Below are 17321 nucleotides of genomic sequence, written 5' to 3' on the forward strand. Positions count from 1 at the left end.
AATGGCGCCGGCCCGCGGCACCCGGCTTCGCCGCGCTTGCGACCGCCGCTGCCGCTAGAGGTACTGGCCGAGGTTGGACTCGGTGTCGATCGCCCGCGAGGCGCTCGAACTCTTGCCCGTGACCAGCGTGCGGATGTAGACGATCCGCTCGCCCTTCTTGCCCGAAATCCGCGCCCAGTCATCAGGGTTGGTGGTGTTGGGCAGGTCCTCGTTCTCGGCGAACTCGTCGACGATCGAGTCGAGCAGGTGCTGAATCCGCAGACCCTTCTGACCGCTCTCCAGGACCGCCTTGATCGCGTTCTTCTTCGCGCGGTCGACGACGTTCTGGATCATCGCGCCAGAGTTGAAGTCCTTGAAGTACATCACCTCTTTGTCGCCGTTGGCGTAGGTGACCTCGAGGAACCGGTTGTCATCGATCTCCGCGTACATCCGGTCGACGACCTTCTCGATCATCGCCTTGATGCACAGCGACCGGTCGCCATTGAATTCCGCCAAATCATCGGCGTTGACCGGCAATTCGTCGGTCAGGTACTTCGAGAAGATGTCCTGCGCGGACTCGGCGTCCGGACGCTCGATCTTGATCTTGACGTCGAGGCGTCCGGGTCGCAGGATCGCGGGGTCGATCATGTCTTCACGGTTGGAGGCGCCGATGACGATGACGTTCTCCAGACCCTCGACACCGTCGATCTCGCTGAGCAACTGCGGGACGACCGTTGTCTCCACGTCGGAGGAAACCCCGGTGCCGCGGGTACGGAAGATCGAGTCCATCTCGTCGAAGAAGACGATCACCGGCGTGCCCTCGGACGCCTTTTCGCGCGCCCGCTGGAAGATCAGCCGGATGTGCCGCTCGGTCTCACCGACGAACTTGTTGAGTAGTTCGGGGCCCTTGATGTTGAGGAAGTACGACTTGGCCTCGCGCGCGTCGTCGCCACGAACCTCAGCCATCTTCTTGGCCAGCGAGTTGGCAACGGCCTTGGCGATCAACGTCTTTCCGCATCCGGGCGGGCCGTAGAGCAGGACACCCTTGGGCGGCCGTAGCGCGTATTCGCGGTAGAGGTCCTTGTGCAGGAACGGCAGCTCGACGGCGTCGCGGATCTGCTCGATCTGCCGGCTCAGCCCACCGATGTCGTGGTAGGTGACGTCGGGAACCTCTTCCAGGACCAGGTCCTCGACCTCGGCCTTGGGGATGCGCTCGAAGGCGTAGCCGGCCTTGGTGTCGACCAGCAGCGAGTCGCCGGGCCGCAACCGGCGCGGGCGGGTGTCGTCGTTGAGCGCGTCGGGGTGGCCCTCCGGCAGATCCTCGGCGACCAACGGCTCGGCCAGCCAGACGATGCGCTCCTCGTCGGCGTGACCGACCACCAGAGCGCGATGGCCGTCGGCCAGAACCTCGCGCAGACTTGAAATCTCGCCGACGGATTCATACGTGCCGGCCTCGACGACAGTTAAAGCCTCATTGAGGCGAACGGTCTGGCCCTTGCGCAGGGCACTGACGTCGATGTTGGGCGAGCACGTCAGGCGCATCTTGCGGCCGGAGGTGAACACGTCGATGGTGTCGTCCTCGTGAGTGGACAGCAGCACGCCGTACCCGCTGGGCGGCTGCCCGAGCCTGTCGACCTCCTCGCGCAGCGCCAGCAGCTGTTGGCGGGCCTCCTTGAGCGTCTCCATCAGCTTGGAGTTGCGCGACGCCAGCGAGTCGATGCGTGCCTCTAGCTGGTGAACATCGCGCGGACTGCGTCCGGCGCCATGCGAGCCGGCCGCGTTGTCGAGTTGCTCGCGCAGAATCGCGGCTTCCCGCCGGAGCTCCTCCAACTCCGCGGCGTCTTCGCCGGAGAGGTCTGGTTCGCGGGAGCTACCGAACGGTTCGCGCTCAAACTCGGCCATGGTGCGCTCCTTTCCCGCCCACGGGACGGTGGTGCGGTGGATACCTCAACGCTACCGGCGATTTCCGTTTCATGCGGGAACTCGAAATGGGGCACACTGGCAACAGCGTTAACATCTTGTTTAGTCAGCTTTACCGAGAGGACCCTAGTGACCGTGAAAACCCTAGCCACAGGCATGGCGGCATTCGCCGCTATCGGTGCGGCCGCCGCGGGTGTGACCTGTATTGCATCGGTTACCGCTGTGTCGCCGGGCGTTCAGCCCGTCGTCTTCGGCGCGCCACTGCCGTTGGACCCTGTTCAAGCCGCAATGGACGTTCCCACCGTCGACCAGCTGACGACCGTGCTGAACACGCTCCAGGACCCGAGCCTGTCGTTCGCGCAGAAGGGCAATCTCGTCGAAGGCGGCATTCCGGTGCCGATCGGCATCGCCGACCACGAATTGAAGAAAGCGGCCGACAAGGGCAGCCTGCCGCTGACGTTCAACATCACCAACATCGCGCCGGCCGGGCCCGGCGCCGCGACGGCCACCCTCACGGCTTCGGGCCCGCACCTGACGCCCACCCCGGAATACCTCCGGTTCGTCAACCAGGGCGGCTGGAAGCTCTCGCACGACTCGGCGAACACGCTGATCGCGGCTGTGCGTTCGAAGCACTGACGGCCGCTGGATGCCCCGACGCCTCACCGCAGCCCTGAGCACCGCCGCAATTGCGGCGGTGCTCGGTCTTCCGGGGTGCTCGAACGACGAGGACGAGGCGACACCGCAGACCGCGACGCCGTCGGCTACCGCGTCGCCGACCGAGGCGGCGGCCGCGCCGGTCGCTCCCCTGCCGGCTCCCGAGGCGCTGGCCGGCGTGTTGGGCCGGTTGGGCGACGCCGCCGTCCCCGGCGCGCAGAAGCTCAACCTGGTCGAGGGCGCCACACCTGAAAGTGCCGGAGTCTTCGACCAATTCGCCGGCGCGTTGAACAACGGCGGCTTCACTCCGTTGAAAGTCGACGTGCGCGACATCAGGTGGTCCGACCGCGATCCGGCCGACGTGGTGGCCAACGTCGACATCACCTCGACCAACGCGCACGGTCCGCATTTCGGCTTTCCGATGGAATTCAAGCCCTACCAAGGCGGTTGGCAGCTCTCGGCGCGGACCGCCGATGTGCTGCTGGCGTTCCGGACCGACACCGCCGAGCCGCCGACGACACCGGGACGCTGACCTGGCGTGTGGATCGGCTGGCTGGAGTTCGATCTGCTGCTTGGTGACGTGCACTCGCTCAAGCAGAAGCGTTCGCTACTGCGGCCCGTAATCGCCGAGCTGCGCAGGAAATTCAACGTCTCGGCTGCCGAGACGGGTTCGCAGGATCTGCACCGCCGGGCGGGTATCGGCGTGGCGATGACCTCGGGTGACCGAGCCCATGCCGTCGAGGTGCTCGACGCCGCCGAGCGACTGGTCGCCGCGCATCCGGAGTTCGAATTACTCTCCGTCCGAAGGGATCTGCGCCGCAGCGACGACTGACGACGGCTCGGTGGGCCGTTGCTTGCGGCGCAGCGGCGTGGGCGTCACCGCACCCGGCGCCAGCTTGCGGGCGAAGACCAAAAACGCTGTGTGCCCGCGCATGTTGTGTTGGGGGCGCACCGCCAAACCCACAACATTCCAGCCACGTTGCATCGTCTCCCACGCGCGCGGCTCGGTCCAGCACTGTTGCGCGCGAAGGGCTTCCACCGCCCTGGACAGTTGCGTCACGGTCGCCACGTAGATCATCAGCACGCCACCCGCGACCAGGACTTGCGATACCCGGTCGAGCACGTCCCACGGCGCCAGCATGTCCAGCACCACCCGGTCGATCGAGCCGTCGGGCAGGTCGGCGTCGACGACGTCGGAGATCACCAGTCGCCAGTTCTCCGGGAGCTCGCCGAAGAACGTCTCGACGTTGCGGCGCGCGTGCTCGGCGTGGTCGGCGCGGACGTCGTAGGAGATCACCTGTCCCCCCGGACCGACCGCGCGCAGCAGCGAACAGGTCAGCGCCCCAGACCCCGCACCCGCCTCCAGCACCCGCGCGCCGGGAAAGATGTCACCCTCGTGCACGATCTGTGCGGCGTCCTTCGGGTAGACCACCTGCGCGCCGCGCGGCATCGACAGGACATAGTCGACCAGCAGCGGGCGCAGCACCAGAAACTGGTCGCCGTTGGCCGACTTGACCACGCTGCCCTCCGGCTGCCCGATCACCGCGTCGTGCAGGATCGCCCCGCGATGAGTGTGGAACTCACTGCCGGGGCTGAGCACCATCGTGTAGTGCCGGCCCTTGGCGTCGGTGAGTTGAACACGATCGCCGATGACGAACGGGCCGGTGGTGGACACAGCCGCCTAGCCTGCCAGCAGACGCGCCGCCCGAGGTGCGCGGGGTTGTCCGACCTGGCTTCTAGGCTGCGGGACATGAACGACGAAGCGGAACAGCGTGCCAGGCGCAGGCCTGCCCTGTCTCCGTCGCGGGCGGCCGACTTCAAGCAGTGCCCGCTGCTCTACCGGTTCCGGGCGATCGATCGGCTCCCCGAACCGTCGTCGACGGCCCAGGTGCGCGGTTCGGTCGTGCACGCCGCGCTCGAGCAGCTCTACGGTTTACCCGCCGAGCAGCGCGGCCCGCAGACCGTCGACGCGCTGGTCGGACCGGCGTGGGAGCAGGTGCTCTCGGCCGAACCGGCGCTCGCCGAGCAGCTGGACACCGAACAGCAGACCCACCTGCTCGACGAGGCGCGCAAACTGCTGTCCGGTTACTACAGCCTGGAAGACCCGACCCGATTCGACCCGCAGAGCTGCGAGCAGCGCATCGAGGTCGAGCTGGCCGACGGCACCCTGCTGCGCGGGATCATCGACCGCATCGACGTCGCGCCCACCGGCGAGCTGCGAGTAGTCGACTACAAGACCGGCAAAGCGCCGCCGGCGGCGCGTGCGCTCGCCGAGTTCAAAGCGATGTTCCAGATGAAGTTCTATGCGGTCGCGCTGCTGCGCTCGCGTGGGGTGCTGCCGACCCGGTTGCGGCTGATCTATCTGTCTGACGGGCAGCTGCTGGACTACTCCCCCGACGAAGACGAGCTGCTGCGTTTTGAGAAGACGCTGATGGCGATCTGGAATGCGATCCAATCCGCTGGCGCCACAGGCGATTTCCGGCCCAGGCCATCGCGGCTCTGCGACTGGTGCGCACACCACTCGCATTGCCCCGCCTTCGGTGGCACGCCGCCGCCCTACCCGGGTTGGCCGCAGGTTCCCGACGAGGGCAACGCCGACACCGTCCTGCAGCACGGAGCCGAGCCGGCCGCCTAGGCGACTAGTCCAGCGGAGACATGTCCTGCAGCATGGTGGGGATCAGCTCGCTGACGGTCGGGTGGATGTGCATCGTGCGGGCCAGAGTCGTGTACGGCGCCTTGGCCGACATCGTGTCGAGAATGCCGTGGATTGCCTCGTCCCCGCCGACACCGAGAATGGCCGCCCCGAGTATCTGCTTGGTCTCGGCGTCGACCACGACCTTCATAAAGCCTTGCGTCTCACCCTTTTCGACCGCTCGGCCGACGCGGGTCATCGGCCGCTCGCCGACCAGCGCGGGTCGGCCGGACTTGCGAACCTGCTCGACGGTCAGGCCCACGCGACCAAGCGGCGGGTCGATGTAAAGGGCGTAGGCGGTGACGCGATCGCTCACGCGCCGCGGGTCGTCATCGAGCAGATTGGCGGCGACGATCTCGAAGTCGTTGTAGGAAGTGTGGGTGAACGCACCCTTGCCGTTGCAGTCCCCCATCGCCCAGATGTGGTCGACGCTGGTGCGCAGTTGGTCGTCGACGACGATGTAACCACGGTCGTCGATCTCCACCCCGGCCCGGTCGAGTTCGAGGTCGTCGGTGTTGGGGCGGCGCCCCACCGCGAGTAGCAGGTGGCTGCCGGCGATCGGTTCGGCACCGGACCGCGGGGTCAGCTCGAAGCCATTGGTGCGCTTGGCAACCCGAATGTCGTCGGCACCGGTGATGATGTCGATGCCCTCGTTCTCCAGGATCGAACGGATGGCGTCGGAGACGTCGTGGTCTTCGCGGGATGCGAGCCGATCGCCCCGTTCGACCACGGTCACCCGCGCGCCGAAGCGGCAATACATCTGCGCGAACTCGAGCGCGATGTAGCTACCGCCGACGACGACGAGATGCTCTGGCACCGTGTCGAGTTCGAGGATCGACACGTTGGTGAGGTACTCGATGTCGGCGAGGCCGGGAATGTCGGGCACCACCGCGCGGCCGCCGAGGTTGAGGAAGATGCGGTCGGCCTGAAGTGTGTCGTCACCGATCCGCAACGTGTGCGGATCGGTGAACCGCGCGTGACCGCGAAAGACGGTGCAGCCGTCCATGTCATCCAGCCAGCCCTCGACCCCCTGACGGTCGTCGAGCACGATGCCGTCCTTGCGCGCCTTGACTTTTGACATGTCGATGCTGACCGGTCCGGTGCTGACGCCGAAGTCGGCACCGCGGCGGGCCAGGTGTGCGGCGTAGGCGCTGGCAACCAACGTCTTGGTCGGGATGCAGCCGTTGTTGACGCACGTGCCGCCGAAGAGTTTGCGCTCCACCATCGCAACCGTCTGACCGGCGGCCGTCAACCGTCCCGCCAGCGGGGGCCCGGCTTGGCCGGCGCCCACGATGATCGCGTCGAAACGTGTTGTCACAGAGCGGCGGTGACGGCAGCCAGTGCAAACCCGCCGCCGACCGCGATCACGTCTTCGACGAGCGCAACCGGCAGGTCGCGGCCGAGCTTGGCGGAGAACGTGGCGCGGCCCTGGTAGCCGGCCATGGTGCCGAGCACGGCGCCGACCACGCCCGCGCCCAACGCGCTCCAGGTGACGCCCCAGACCGTGCCGATCACGGCGCCGGCAAAGCCACCGGAGAGAATGCGCCCGATGAACGCCGGCGGGGAGGTTCGCGCCAGCGTCTTGGGCTGCTTGTCTAGGAACAGCTCGCCGAGCGCCAGCACGCTGAAAACGATGGCGGTGATCAGGTTGCCCACCCAGGATGCCCAGGTGCCATTGAGGTTGATCCAGTGCAACACTGCGGCCCAGGCGACGACGGCCGGGGCGGTGAATGTCCGCAAACCGGCGATCGCGCCGATTCCGAGAGCGACAAGCAGAACGTAGAAGTGCGTCATGTGCGACATTGCTACCCCTCCTCAGGGTTCGGCAAACAACCGCGGCGTCAGCCGGACGCTAACACAGCGCGGCCCGATGAGGGAGACATGCCAATCAGAAGCGGAAGAACCGGACGCTGGATGCCAGAATCGCTTTCGCCCCGATGGCCGCCAACTGGTCCATGAGCGCGTTGACGCCGCGACGTGGGACCAAGGCGCGGATCGCCACCCAATCCGGATCGGCCAGCGGCGAGATGGTCGGCGATTCCAGTCCGGGCGTGATCGCGGTCGCCTGGTCGAGAACCGCACGCGGACAGTCGTAATCCAGCATCAGGTACTGCTGGCCGAACACCACGCCCTGCACACGCGCCACCAGTTGATCGCGTGCTGCGACATCGGGCCGTTCGGCGGCGTGTGCGTCCGTTTGTTCGATGAGCACTGCCTCTGAATCGCACAGGGTGTCGCCGAAGGCCGCGAGGTTGTGCAGGTTCAACGTGCGGCCGGATCCGACGACGTCGGCGATCGCGTCGGCAACGCCGAGCTGAATCGAGATCTCCACAGCGCCGTCGAGACGGATCACCCGTGCGTCAATCCCTCTGGCCCTCAAGTCTTCTCGCACGATGTTCGGATACGCCGTGGCGATACGCTTGCCGGCCAGGTCCTCGACGGTCCAGTCGCGCCCCCGGGGCGCGGCGTAACGAAAGGAGGACGCACCGAAGCCGAGCGCCAGCCGTTCGTGCACCGGGGCACGGGACTCGAGGGCCAAATCCCTTCCGGTGATACCGAAGTCGAGTTCGCCGGAACCGACGTAGATCGCGATGTCCTTGGGGCGCAGGAAGAAGAATTCGACGTGGTTGTGCGGGTCGATGACGGTCAGGTCTTTGGGGTCGGTGCGACGCCGGTAGCCGGCCTCGGACAGGATTTCGACGGCCGTTTCGCTGAGCGCCCCCTTGTTGGGAACGGCCACCCGCAGGTTGGTGGACCCGTGCGCCGTCATCAGAGTTTCCGGTAGACGTCGTCGAGGGTGAGCCCACGGGCGATCATCAGCACCTGAGCCCAATACAGCAATTGGCTGATCTCTTCGGCTAGCGCCTCGTCAGACTCGTGCTCGGCGGCCAGCCACACTTCGCCGGCCTCTTCGAGGATCTTCTTGCCCAGCGTGTGCACGCCGCTGTCCAGCGCGGCGACCGTGCCGCTGCCGGCCGGGCGGGTGCGGGCGCGTTCGCCGAGTTCGGCAAACAAATCCTCGAAGGTCTTCACGGCCAGCGATTCTGTCATGCGTAGCTGCGCAAAGTCACGGCGGTTTCAGGTGGTACCGACCTGAGCCACCTCATCGGGCATGTCCTCCAACGACACCCCGTTGGTCTCGCGCACCCAGCGCCACACGAAAACCAGCGACAGCACGGCACACAACGCATAGCAGCCGTAGGCGACCGGAAGCACATGCCGTAGCGCTGGAAACGACACCGCGATGATCCAGTTGGCCATCCACTGGACACCGGAGGCCAGGCCGAGCGCGGCCGACCGGATCCGGTTGGGGAACATCTCGCCCAGCAGCACCCACAGCGCCGGCCCCCAGGACACCGCGAACGCGACCACGAACAGATCGGCGGCCACCAGTGCGACGATCCCGGACGGACCGTCGAGTTGCGGCTCGCCGTTGCGGACCGACGCGCCCGCGAACACGACCGTCATGGTGATCAGCATCAGCGACATGCCCGCCGAACCCGACAGCAGCAGGGGCCTGCGGCCCAACCGGTCGATCAAAGCGATCGCCACCAATGTGATCAGCACGTTGACACCGGTGGTCACCAAGCCGATCGTGAACGATGACTCCTCACCGAATCCGACCGTCTCCCAGAGCATGTCGGAGTAGTTGAAGATGACGTTGATGCCGACGAACTGCTGGAAGACCGCCAAGCCCAAGCCGACCCAGACGATGCCGTACAGCCCACCCGTCGGCTTGCGCAGATCGCGCCACGACTGCTTCGTCTCCTCCTCGAGACTGTCGGCGATGCGGGCGATGGTGTGCCGAGCGTCGGCCTTACTGAGCAGCATCGAGAGCACTCGGTCGGCCTGCGAAATACGCTGTCGCGCAACCAGATAACGCGGCGACTCGGGGATGGCGAACAGCAGCGCGAAGTAGAGCAGCGCGAGCAGTAACTCGCTGAAAAAGGTCCAGCGCCAGGCCGCCAGGCCCAACCAGAGCGACCCGGTCGCCCCGCCCGCCAGGTGGAACGGGACCCAGGTCCAGGCCAGCGCCCCAAATAGCCCGCACACGATGGCGAGCTGCTGCAGCGACCCGAGCCGACCGCGGAAGCGCGGCGGCGAGACCTCGGCGATGTACGCCGGCGCGGCCACCGAGGAGAAGCCGATGCCGATGCCACCGATGAGGTGGAAGACGATGAACGTCCAGATATCGGCCGCCAGGCCGGCGCCGAGTCCGCACACGAAAAACGAAGCGGCCGACAGCTTCATCATCGACAGCCGGCCGATCCGATCGCCGATCCGGCCCGCCCACACCGCTCCGATCGCCGCGCCGAGAACACCCGACGCCGTCGCGAAACCCAGCAGACCGTTGCCGATGTGGAACGTCGCCTGCAGCGCCTTCACCGCGCGGTTGGTCGTCGAGATGTCGAAGCCGAACAGGAACCCGCCGATCGCGGCCACCGACACGAACCGCACCGCGGAACGAAAAGCGGCGCGCGCGGCGCGCGGGTCGTCGGGCAGGTCTTCGTGCGGCGCCGGCTGCGGCTGGCCGCCGGGATCGTCAGCAACCAACGCCGGCCTCAGTCCTCCGGGTTGTAGCCGAGGTTAGGGGCCAGCCAGCGCTCAGCCTCCTGCAGCGTCCAGCCCTTGCGCTTGGCGTAGTCGGCGACCTGGTCCTGGGCCAGCCGCCCGACCACGAAGTACTGCGACTGCGGGTGCGAGAAGTACCAGCCGCTGACGGCGGCGCCGGGCCACATCGCCATCGACTCGGTCAGCTCGATGCCGGTGCGCTTGGTGACGTCCATCAGGTTGAACAGCGTCGTCTTCTCGGTGTGCTCGGGGCAGGCCGGGTAGCCCGGCGCCGGGCGGATGCCGCGGTACTTCTCACCGATGAGCGCCTCGTTGTCCAGCGTTTCGTCGGGCTGGAATCCCCAGAACTCCTTGCGGACCCGCTGGTGCATCCGCTCGGCGAAGGCCTCGGCCAACCGGTCCGCGACCGACTCCAGCAGGATCGCGCTGTAGTCGTCGAGATCCGCCTTGAACTCCACGATCTTGTCGTGGCTGCCCAGGCCCGAGGTGACGGCGAAGGCGCCGACGTAGTCGGCCAGCCCGGTGTCTTTGGGCGCGATGAAATCGCCCAGCGACCGGTTCGGGATGCCTTCCCGGTGCTCACCCTGCTGACGCAGGTTGTACAGCGTGGTCAACACCTCGCCGCGGCTGTCGTCGGTGTAGACCTCGATGTCGTCGCCGACCGCGTTCGCCGGGAAGAAGCCGATGACCCCGTTGGCCGTCAGCCACTTCTCCTTGATCAGGGTGTCGAGCATCTGCTGGGCGTCGTCGTAGAGCTTGCGGGCGGCCTCGCCGGTGGCCGGGTTGTTGAGGATGTCCGGGAAGCGGCCCTTCATCTCCCAGGCGTTGAAGAACGGCTGCCAGTCGATGTATTCGCGCAACTCGGCAAGGTCGTAGTCGAGAAACTCGCGCACGCCGAGACCCTGGGCGGGCTCCGGCGGCGTGTAGCCGTCCCACTCGATCGGCGTCCGGTTGGCGCGGGCCTTCTCCAGCGTCAGCGTCGGCCGCTCGTTCTTCTGCGCGTGCCGTTCCCGCAGCGACGCGTAGTCCTTCTCGGTGGCCTCCAGCAGGCCCGGCCGCTGCTTGTCGTCCAGCAGCGCCGCGGCGACGGGAACGGAACGCGATGCATCTTTGACCCACACCACCGGGCCCTTGCGGCGCGGCGACACCTTCACCGCGGTGTGCGCGCGCGAGGTGGTCGCACCACCGATCAGCAGCGGGATCTCCAGACCCTCGCGCTCCATTTCAACGGCGAAATTGACCATCTCGTCCAGCGACGGGGTGATGAGTCCGGACAGCCCGATGATGTCGGCGTCGTGCTCCTTGGCCGCGGCCAGGATCTTCTCCGCGGGCACCATCACACCGAGGTCGATGACTTCGAAGTTGTTGCACTGCAACACAACCCCGACGATGTTCTTGCCGATGTCGTGGACGTCGCCCTTGACGGTCGCCATCACGATCGTGCCGTTGGTGTCCTTGGCGGAGGTGGCGCCGGACTCCTCCTTCTCCTTCTCGATGAACGGCAGCAGGTAGGCCACGGCCTTCTTCATCACCCGGGCCGACTTCACCACCTGGGGTAGGAACATCTTGCCGGACCCGAACAGGTCGCCGACGACGTTCATGCCGTCCATCAGCGGACCCTCGATCACTTCGATCGGGCGGCCACCCGCGTCGGCAATCTCGGCCCGCAACTCCTCGGTGTCGTCGTTGACGTGGGCGTCGATGCCCTTGACCAGGGCGTGCGTAATCCGTTCGCGCACAGGCAGACTGCGCCACTCGGCGGCCTTCGGATCCTCTTTCTGCTCCGAGCTGTTGAACCGTTCGGCGATCTCGAGCAGCCGCTCGGCCGCGTCCTCGCGACGGTTCAGCACGACGTCTTCGATGCGGTCCCGCAGCTCGGGGTCGATCGAGTCGTAGGGCACCAGCGCTCCGGCGTTGACGATGCCCATGTCCAGGCCCGCCTTGATGGCGTGGAACAGGAACACCGCGTGGATGGCTTCGCGCACGGGGTTGTTGCCGCGGAACGAGAACGACACGTTCGAGATACCGCCGGAGATGTGCACTCCGGGCAGGTTCTCCTTGATCCAGGCGCACGCCTCGATGAAGTCGATGCCGTAGGTCGCGTGCTCCTCGATGCCGGTCGCGAGCGCGAAGCAGTTCGGGTCGAAGATGATGTCCTCGGGCGGGAAGCCGACCTCTTCGGTCAGGATCCGGTAGGCGCGCCCGCAGATCTCCTTGCGGCGCTCCAGGTTGTCGGCCTGCCCCTGCTCGTCGAAGGCCATCACCACCACCGCGGCGCCGTACTTGCGGCACAGCCGCGCCTCGCGGACGAATTTCTCCTCGCCCTCCTTCATGGAGATCGAGTTGACGATCGGCTTGCCTTGCACGTTCTTCAGGCCCGCCTCGATGACCTCCCACTTGGAGGAGTCGATCATCACCGGCACCCGGCTGATGTCCGGCTCGGCCGCGATCAACTTGGTGAACCGGTCCATCGCGGCGACGCCGTCGATCATGCCCTCGTCCATGTTGATGTCGATGACCTGCGCGCCGACCTCGACCTGCTGCAGGGCGACCGATAGCGCGGTGTCGTAGTCCTCGGCCTTGATCAGGTTGCGGAACCGCGCGGACCCGGTGATGTTGGTGCGTTCACCGATGTTGACGAACAGCGAGTCGTCGTTGATGTTGAGCGGTTCCAGACCCGACAAGCGGGTGGCCTGGTCGATGTGCGGCAGGGCGCGCGGCGCCTTGCCCTCGACCACCTTGGCGATCTCGGCGATGTGCGGCGGCGCGGTTCCGCAGCAGCCACCGACCATGTTGACCAGGCCGGCCTCGGCGAAGTCGGCGATGTAGGAGGCCTGCCGCTCCGGCGACTCGTCGTACTCACCAAAGGCGTTGGGCAGACCGGCATTCGGGTAGCAGGAGACGAAGGTGTCCGCGATGCGCGACACCTCGGCGATATAGGGCCGCATCTCCGGCGCGCCCAGGGCGCAGTTGAGGCCCACCGCGATCGGCTTGGCGTGCCTGATCGAGTTCCAGAACGCCTCGGTGACCTGTCCGGACAAGGTGCGGCCGGAGGCGTCGGTGATGGTGCCCGAGATGATCAACGGCCAGCGGCGTCCGCGCTCCTCGAACAGCGTCTCGACGGCGAACACCGCCGCCTTGGCGTTCAGTGAGTCGAAGATCGTCTCGATGATGATCAGGTCGGCACCGCCGTCGACAAGCCCGTTGACGGATTCGAGATACGCGGCGACCAGCTGGTCATAGGAGACGTTGCGCGCACCGGGGTCGTTGACGTCCGGCGAGATCGACGCGGTGCGCGTGGTGGGCCCGATGGCACCGGCGACGTACCGGGGCTTCTCGGCCGTGCTGTATTCGTCGGCGGCGCTGCGGGCCAGCGCGGCGCCGGCGTAGTTGAGCTCGTAGCTCAGATCCGCCATGTCGTAGTCGGCCAGCGAAATCGCGTTCGCGTTGAAGGTGTTGGTCTCGAGGATGTCGGCGCCCGCCTCGAGGTACTCCTTGTGGATGCCTTCGATGATCGCGGGCTGGGTCAGGGTGAGCAGATCGTTGTTGCCCTGCAACGCGGTCGGCCACTCGGTGAACCGGTCGCCGCGGTAGCCGGCCTCGTCGGGCCGGTCCCGCTGAATCGCGGTGCCCATCGCGCCGTCGATCACCATGATCCGTTCGCCGAGTGCGGCCGTCAGTTCTTCTGTGCAGTCGGGCCGGATCTTCGGCTCAAAGTCGCTCACGCGCGTTCCTTCCATTACGGAAGGCGTCCTTGACTCTGCCGAGCGTGGCGGCCTCCGGCGGTCACCCGGAGCCGTTGCAACGCCTCTCGACCAGAAAAGTCTACGTCCTCGTTTGACGTCTGGACGCCCAGCTCACGCCATGTCGTAGTTAACAACGTTAACGAGACTGCCGCCGAACGTATTTCGTCTCGCGGCCGACATTCGGCGCATTCCTCGAGACAAGCATAGCTCGGCTATGCAAATTCGCCGCCGCACTGTCAGCCACGGCCTTGATCACGCCGTACCCTATTTGCGTGACCTCGTCGGACGTCAGCACCTCGTTCCCCGAATTGCACAACACGATCGTCGTGGCTGCGTTCGAGGGTTGGAACGACGCCGGCGACGCGGCCAGCGACGCACTCGAGCACCTGGACGCCATCTGGGAGGCCGATCCGATCGTCGAGATCGACGACGAGGCGTACTACGACTACCAGGTCAACCGCCCGGTGATCCGCCAGGTGGACGGCGTCACGCGGGAATTGGTGTGGCCGTCGATGCGGATCTCGCACTGCCGACCGCTGGGCGCCGACCGCGACATCGTGTTGATGCACGGGGTCGAGCCGAACATGCGGTGGCGCACCTTCTGCGCCGAACTGCTGGCCGTCGCCGACAAGCTGAACGTCGACACCGTGGTGATCCTGGGCGCGCTGCTGGCCGACACCCCGCACACCCGCCCGGTGCCGGTGTCCGGCGCGGCCTACTCCCCCGAGTCGGCGCACCGGTTCGGCCTGCAGGAAACCCGCTACGAGGGGCCGACCGGCATCGCCGGGGTGTTCCAGGATGCCTGCGTCATGGCCGGGATTCCCGCCGTCACGTTCTGGGCGGCGGTGCCGCACTACGTCTCTCAGCCGCCCAACCCGAAGGCGACCGTTGCGCTGTTGCGCCGCGTCGAGGAAGTACTCGACATCGAGGTGCCGTTGGCCGACCTGCCCGCGCAGGCCGAGGAATGGGAGCAGGCGGTCACCGAGATGACTACCGACGACGACGAGATTGCCGAGTACGTGCAGTCTTTGGAGCAGCGCGGCGACGCCGAGGTCGACATGACCGAGGCGCTGGGCAAGATCGACGGCGACGCGCTGGCCGCCGAGTTCGAGCGCTACCTGCGCCGCCGCCGGCCCGGTTTCGGACGCTAGCCGCCGTCCGCGGCCACCCCTGCGTTGTCCCGCAGCAGCGCGAAACGATCGTGGTTGCTCACTTTGCGCTGGATCGCGCGCAGCAGCGGCATCGCCTTCTCGTCGTAGATGTTGCTCGCGAAATCCAGCCCGGCACCCAACAGCTCACTTCCCCAACAGATCTCGGTGAGTAACAGTGCGCGGGCCCAGTCCAGTTCGGACAGGCGACGCTTGTCCTCGATGGTCTCCATCAGCCGACTGGTGAGGGCACGGAATTCGTCGGTGGTCGACAGGCCCAGTAGCGGCAGCAGCAGCGGCCAACTCCGCTTCGCGGCGCCGAAGTACTCGTTGAGGCCGTGCATCAACAACAGGCGCTCGTCGTCGGTGAGATCGATCGCGACCAGTTCGGGGGCGCTCATGGGACTCAAGATTAGTCGGGCGGGCGGGACCTACGCCTTGTCGAACTTCGCGTTGAAGGAACTCGTCGAGCGGCCGAGCGCGGCCACTTCGGCATCCATCCGGGGCAGCAGCTCCTTGGCGGTCTTGGACACCGCGTTCTCGCCGATCGCAGTCGACAGCACCGGCTTGAGCCAGCGGAAGAAGCCCACCCAACCCGGGCAGTAGACCCGCTTCTTGCGCTGCTCGATGCCCTTGACGAACGCGTTGGCACAGTCGTCGACCGAGGTCGTCTTGTTCAGCGGCCACGGCAGCTTGGACAGCAGCTCGGTGAACGACGGCAGGTCGGCCTTGCTGTCGCGGACCAGTGCCGTGTCGATCCAGGACATGTGCGCCGAGCCGACGGTGACGCCGTGGCCGACGGCCTCCAGGCGCAGCGCGTTGGCCAGGTGCTCGACGCCGGCCTTGGAGGCGTCGTAGGGGCTCATCCCGGGAGCGGCGGCGAAGGCGGCCAACGAGGAGACGATCAGCACGTAGCCCTTGGTCCCGATCACCGAGGGCAGGGTGGCGCGCACGGTGTTGAAGACGCCCACCAGGTTGACGTCGATCACCCGCTGGAATGCCTTGGGATCGACCTGCAGCACCGATCCGTAGCTGGCGATGCCGGCGTTGGCCAGCACGACGTCGATGCCGCCGAACGTGTTGACGGCACTCTCGGCGGCGGTCTGCATGGCGGCCAGGTCGCACACGTCGGCAACGACCGTCAGCACTCGCTCGCTGCCCAGTTCGGCGGTGATCGTCGCAAGCGCATCGGGATCCAGGTCGGTCAGAACCAGCTTGGCGCCCTTGGCGTGTAGGCGACGGGCCACCTCGGCCCCGATGCCGTGGCCGCCGCCGGTGATGAATACGACTTGCGAGTTAACTGACGTCATGGCGGCAACCTACCCGCTAGCGCGGCGCCGGGGACAATTCCACCCCGAGTAACGCATCCGTCAGCGCGGCCACCGCGCGCGGCGCGTCGGCGTCGTGGCCGCCGTACTCCAACGCGTCGGTGCTCCAACCATCCAGTGCGGCAAGCGCTTTGGGCGAGTCGAGATCGTCGGCGAGATACTGGCGAACCCTGGCGAGGACATCGGTGGCGTCCGGGCCGGCGGGCAGCGCAACCGCGGACCGCCAGCGCTGCAGCCGGGCGTGGGCGTCGTCAAGCACCTGCGGCGTCCACTCGCGATCGGCGCGGTAGTGCCCGGCCAGTAGCCCCAGCCGGATGGCGGCCGGATCGACACCCTCGGCACGCAGGCCGGACACCAGCACCAGGTTGCCGCGGCTCTTGGACATCTTGTGGCCGTCCCAGCCGATCATCCCGGCGTGCACGTAATGGCCGGCGAATCGCCTTTCGCCGGTGACGGATTCGGCGTGCGCCGCGGTGAATTCGTGGTGCGGGAAGATCAGGTCGCTGCCGCCGCCCTGGATGTCGAGGCCGCTGCCGATGCGGCTGAGCGCAATCGCCGCGCACTCGACGTGCCAGCCCGGCCGGCCGCGGCCGAAGGGCGAGGGCCAGCTCGGCTCGCCGGGCCGCTCGGCTCGCCACAGCAGCGCGTCGAGTTTGTCGCTCTTGCCTGCGCGGTCCGGGTCGCCGCCGCGCTCGGCGAACAGGGCGAGCATGGTGTCACGGTCGTAGCCGGACTCGTAGCCGAACTGCGCGGTGGCGTCGGCGCGGAAGTACACGTCGGGATACTCGGCGTCCTCGACGACGTAGGCGGCGCCGGACGCCAGCATCTTCTCGACGAGTTCGACGACCTCGGCCACCGCGCCGGTGGCCGCGACGTACTCGCGGGGCGGCAGCACCCGCAGCGCGGTCATGTCGTCGCGGTACAGCTGAGTTTCGCGGGCGGCCAGATCGCGCCAGTCGATGCCGTCGCGGTCGGCGCGCTCGAACAGCGGGTCGTCGACGTCGGTGACGTTCTGCACGTAGTGCACGTCGTGGCCGAGGTCGAGCCAGATCCGGTGGATCAGGTCGAAGGTCAGGTAAGTCGCGGCGTGGCCGAGATGGGTGGCGTCGTAGGGCGTGATGCCGCAGACGTACATCGTGGCGGTCGATCCCGCCGACACCGGCGTCACCTGACGGTCGGAGGTGTCGTAGAGCCGCAACTCCGGGCCGCGTCCCGGCAGCACTGGTACGGGTGCGGCCGGCCAGGATTGCATGCCGACGACTTTAGGCGCGCCGCCAATGCC

General features: G+C 67.0%; 16 protein-coding genes. 5 read left to right on the forward strand and 11 right to left on the reverse strand.

The genetic code is table 11. From position 1 onward, the window contains the following. Positions 1 to 54 precede the first annotated feature (54 nt). On the reverse strand, positions 55 to 1881 hold the full coding sequence (arc, locus tag PT015_RS06710) for a proteasome ATPase (RefSeq protein WP_285189750.1): 1827 nt from the start codon (positions 1879 to 1881) through the stop codon (positions 55 to 57). A gap of 174 nt (positions 1882 to 2055) precedes the next feature. Between arc and PT015_RS06715 the strand changes: the two genes are divergently transcribed. Genes PT015_RS06715 through PT015_RS06725 form a run of 3 tightly spaced genes read left to right on the forward strand, consistent with a single transcriptional unit; the run spans position 2056 to position 3385 of the window. Continuing rightward, complete coding sequence (locus PT015_RS06715; protein WP_285190971.1) at positions 2056 to 2535, forward strand: hypothetical protein; 480 nt, start codon at positions 2056 to 2058, stop codon at positions 2533 to 2535. 10 nt (positions 2536 to 2545) lie between these two features. After that, a complete protein-coding gene (locus PT015_RS06720; protein ID WP_285189752.1) occupies positions 2546 to 3085 on the forward strand; it encodes a hypothetical protein in 540 nt (179 codons plus the stop codon). Between the two features lie 6 nt (positions 3086 to 3091). Beyond that, positions 3092 to 3385: a DUF503 domain-containing protein gene (locus PT015_RS06725; protein WP_285189753.1), complete on the forward strand. Its 294-nt coding sequence runs from the start codon at positions 3092 to 3094 to the stop codon at positions 3383 to 3385. Here the strand turns inward: PT015_RS06725 and trmI are convergent. After that, a complete protein-coding gene (gene trmI, locus PT015_RS06730; protein WP_285189755.1) occupies positions 3344 to 4228 on the reverse strand; it encodes a tRNA (adenine(58)-N(1))-methyltransferase TrmI in 885 nt (294 codons plus the stop codon). The two genes, PT015_RS06725 and trmI, sit on opposite strands and share 42 nt — an antisense overlap. 75 nt (positions 4229 to 4303) lie before the next feature. Between trmI and PT015_RS06735 the strand changes: the two genes are divergently transcribed. Beyond that, the gene (locus PT015_RS06735; RefSeq protein ID WP_285189756.1) at positions 4304 to 5188 is read left to right on the forward strand and encodes a RecB family exonuclease; all 885 of its coding nucleotides are present in this window, start codon (positions 4304 to 4306) and stop codon (positions 5186 to 5188) included. A 4-nt stretch (positions 5189 to 5192) separates the two neighbouring features. Here PT015_RS06735 and PT015_RS06740 read toward each other — a convergent pair whose 3' ends face one another. The 6 genes from PT015_RS06740 to metH form a co-directional block, all read right to left on the reverse strand. Beyond that, on the reverse strand, positions 5193 to 6563 hold the full coding sequence (locus PT015_RS06740) for an FAD-containing oxidoreductase (protein WP_285189757.1): 1371 nt from the start codon (positions 6561 to 6563) through the stop codon (positions 5193 to 5195). Then, positions 6560 to 7039 (reverse strand): DUF4126 family protein, encoded by a 480-nt coding sequence (locus PT015_RS06745; RefSeq protein ID WP_285190972.1) that lies wholly within the window; start codon positions 7037 to 7039, stop codon positions 6560 to 6562. The genes PT015_RS06740 and PT015_RS06745 overlap by 4 nt, the downstream gene beginning before the upstream one ends. Positions 7040 to 7133: 94 nt before the next feature. Next, positions 7134 to 8015, reverse strand: a complete 882-nt coding sequence (hisG, locus tag PT015_RS06750; protein ID WP_285189758.1) for an ATP phosphoribosyltransferase — start codon at positions 8013 to 8015, stop codon at positions 7134 to 7136. Next, positions 8015 to 8296, reverse strand: coding sequence for a phosphoribosyl-ATP diphosphatase (locus PT015_RS06755; RefSeq protein WP_285189759.1), 282 nt, complete (start codon positions 8294 to 8296; stop codon positions 8015 to 8017). Before PT015_RS06755 ends, hisG begins: the two co-directional genes overlap by 1 nt. 27 nt (positions 8297 to 8323) lie before the next feature. Beyond that, on the reverse strand, positions 8324 to 9748 hold the full coding sequence (locus PT015_RS06760; protein WP_285190973.1) for a sugar porter family MFS transporter: 1425 nt from the start codon (positions 9746 to 9748) through the stop codon (positions 8324 to 8326). A gap of 59 nt (positions 9749 to 9807) precedes the next feature. Beyond that, complete coding sequence (gene metH / locus PT015_RS06765) at positions 9808 to 13557, reverse strand: methionine synthase (RefSeq protein WP_390887944.1); 3750 nt, start codon at positions 13555 to 13557, stop codon at positions 9808 to 9810. A 278-nt stretch (positions 13558 to 13835) separates the two neighbouring features. On the opposite strand from metH, the gene PT015_RS06770 reads away from it, so the two are divergent. Then, positions 13836 to 14714 (forward strand): PAC2 family protein, encoded by an 879-nt coding sequence (locus PT015_RS06770; protein WP_285189761.1) that lies wholly within the window; start codon positions 13836 to 13838, stop codon positions 14712 to 14714. Here PT015_RS06770 and PT015_RS06775 read toward each other — a convergent pair. Genes PT015_RS06775 through mshC form a run of 3 tightly spaced genes read right to left on the reverse strand, consistent with a single transcriptional unit; the run spans position 14711 to position 17291 of the window. Then, the gene (locus PT015_RS06775; RefSeq protein WP_285189763.1) at positions 14711 to 15112 is read right to left on the reverse strand and encodes a hypothetical protein; all 402 of its coding nucleotides are present in this window, start codon (positions 15110 to 15112) and stop codon (positions 14711 to 14713) included. The two genes, PT015_RS06770 and PT015_RS06775, sit on opposite strands and share 4 nt — an antisense overlap. Before the next feature lie 30 nt (positions 15113 to 15142). After that, positions 15143 to 16021, reverse strand: a complete 879-nt coding sequence (locus PT015_RS06780) for an SDR family oxidoreductase (protein WP_285189765.1) — start codon at positions 16019 to 16021, stop codon at positions 15143 to 15145. Between the two features lie 16 nt (positions 16022 to 16037). Further along, positions 16038 to 17291 carry a cysteine--1-D-myo-inosityl 2-amino-2-deoxy-alpha-D-glucopyranoside ligase gene (gene mshC, locus PT015_RS06785; protein ID WP_285189767.1) on the reverse strand — a complete coding sequence of 418 codons (1254 nt, stop codon included), beginning with the start codon at positions 17289 to 17291 and terminating at the stop codon, positions 16038 to 16040. Between the last annotated feature and the right edge of the window lie 30 nt (positions 17292 to 17321).

The sequence above is a fragment of the Candidatus Mycobacterium wuenschmannii genome (assembly GCF_030252325.1).
Lineage (GTDB): Bacteria > Actinomycetota > Actinomycetes > Mycobacteriales > Mycobacteriaceae > Mycobacterium > Mycobacterium wuenschmannii.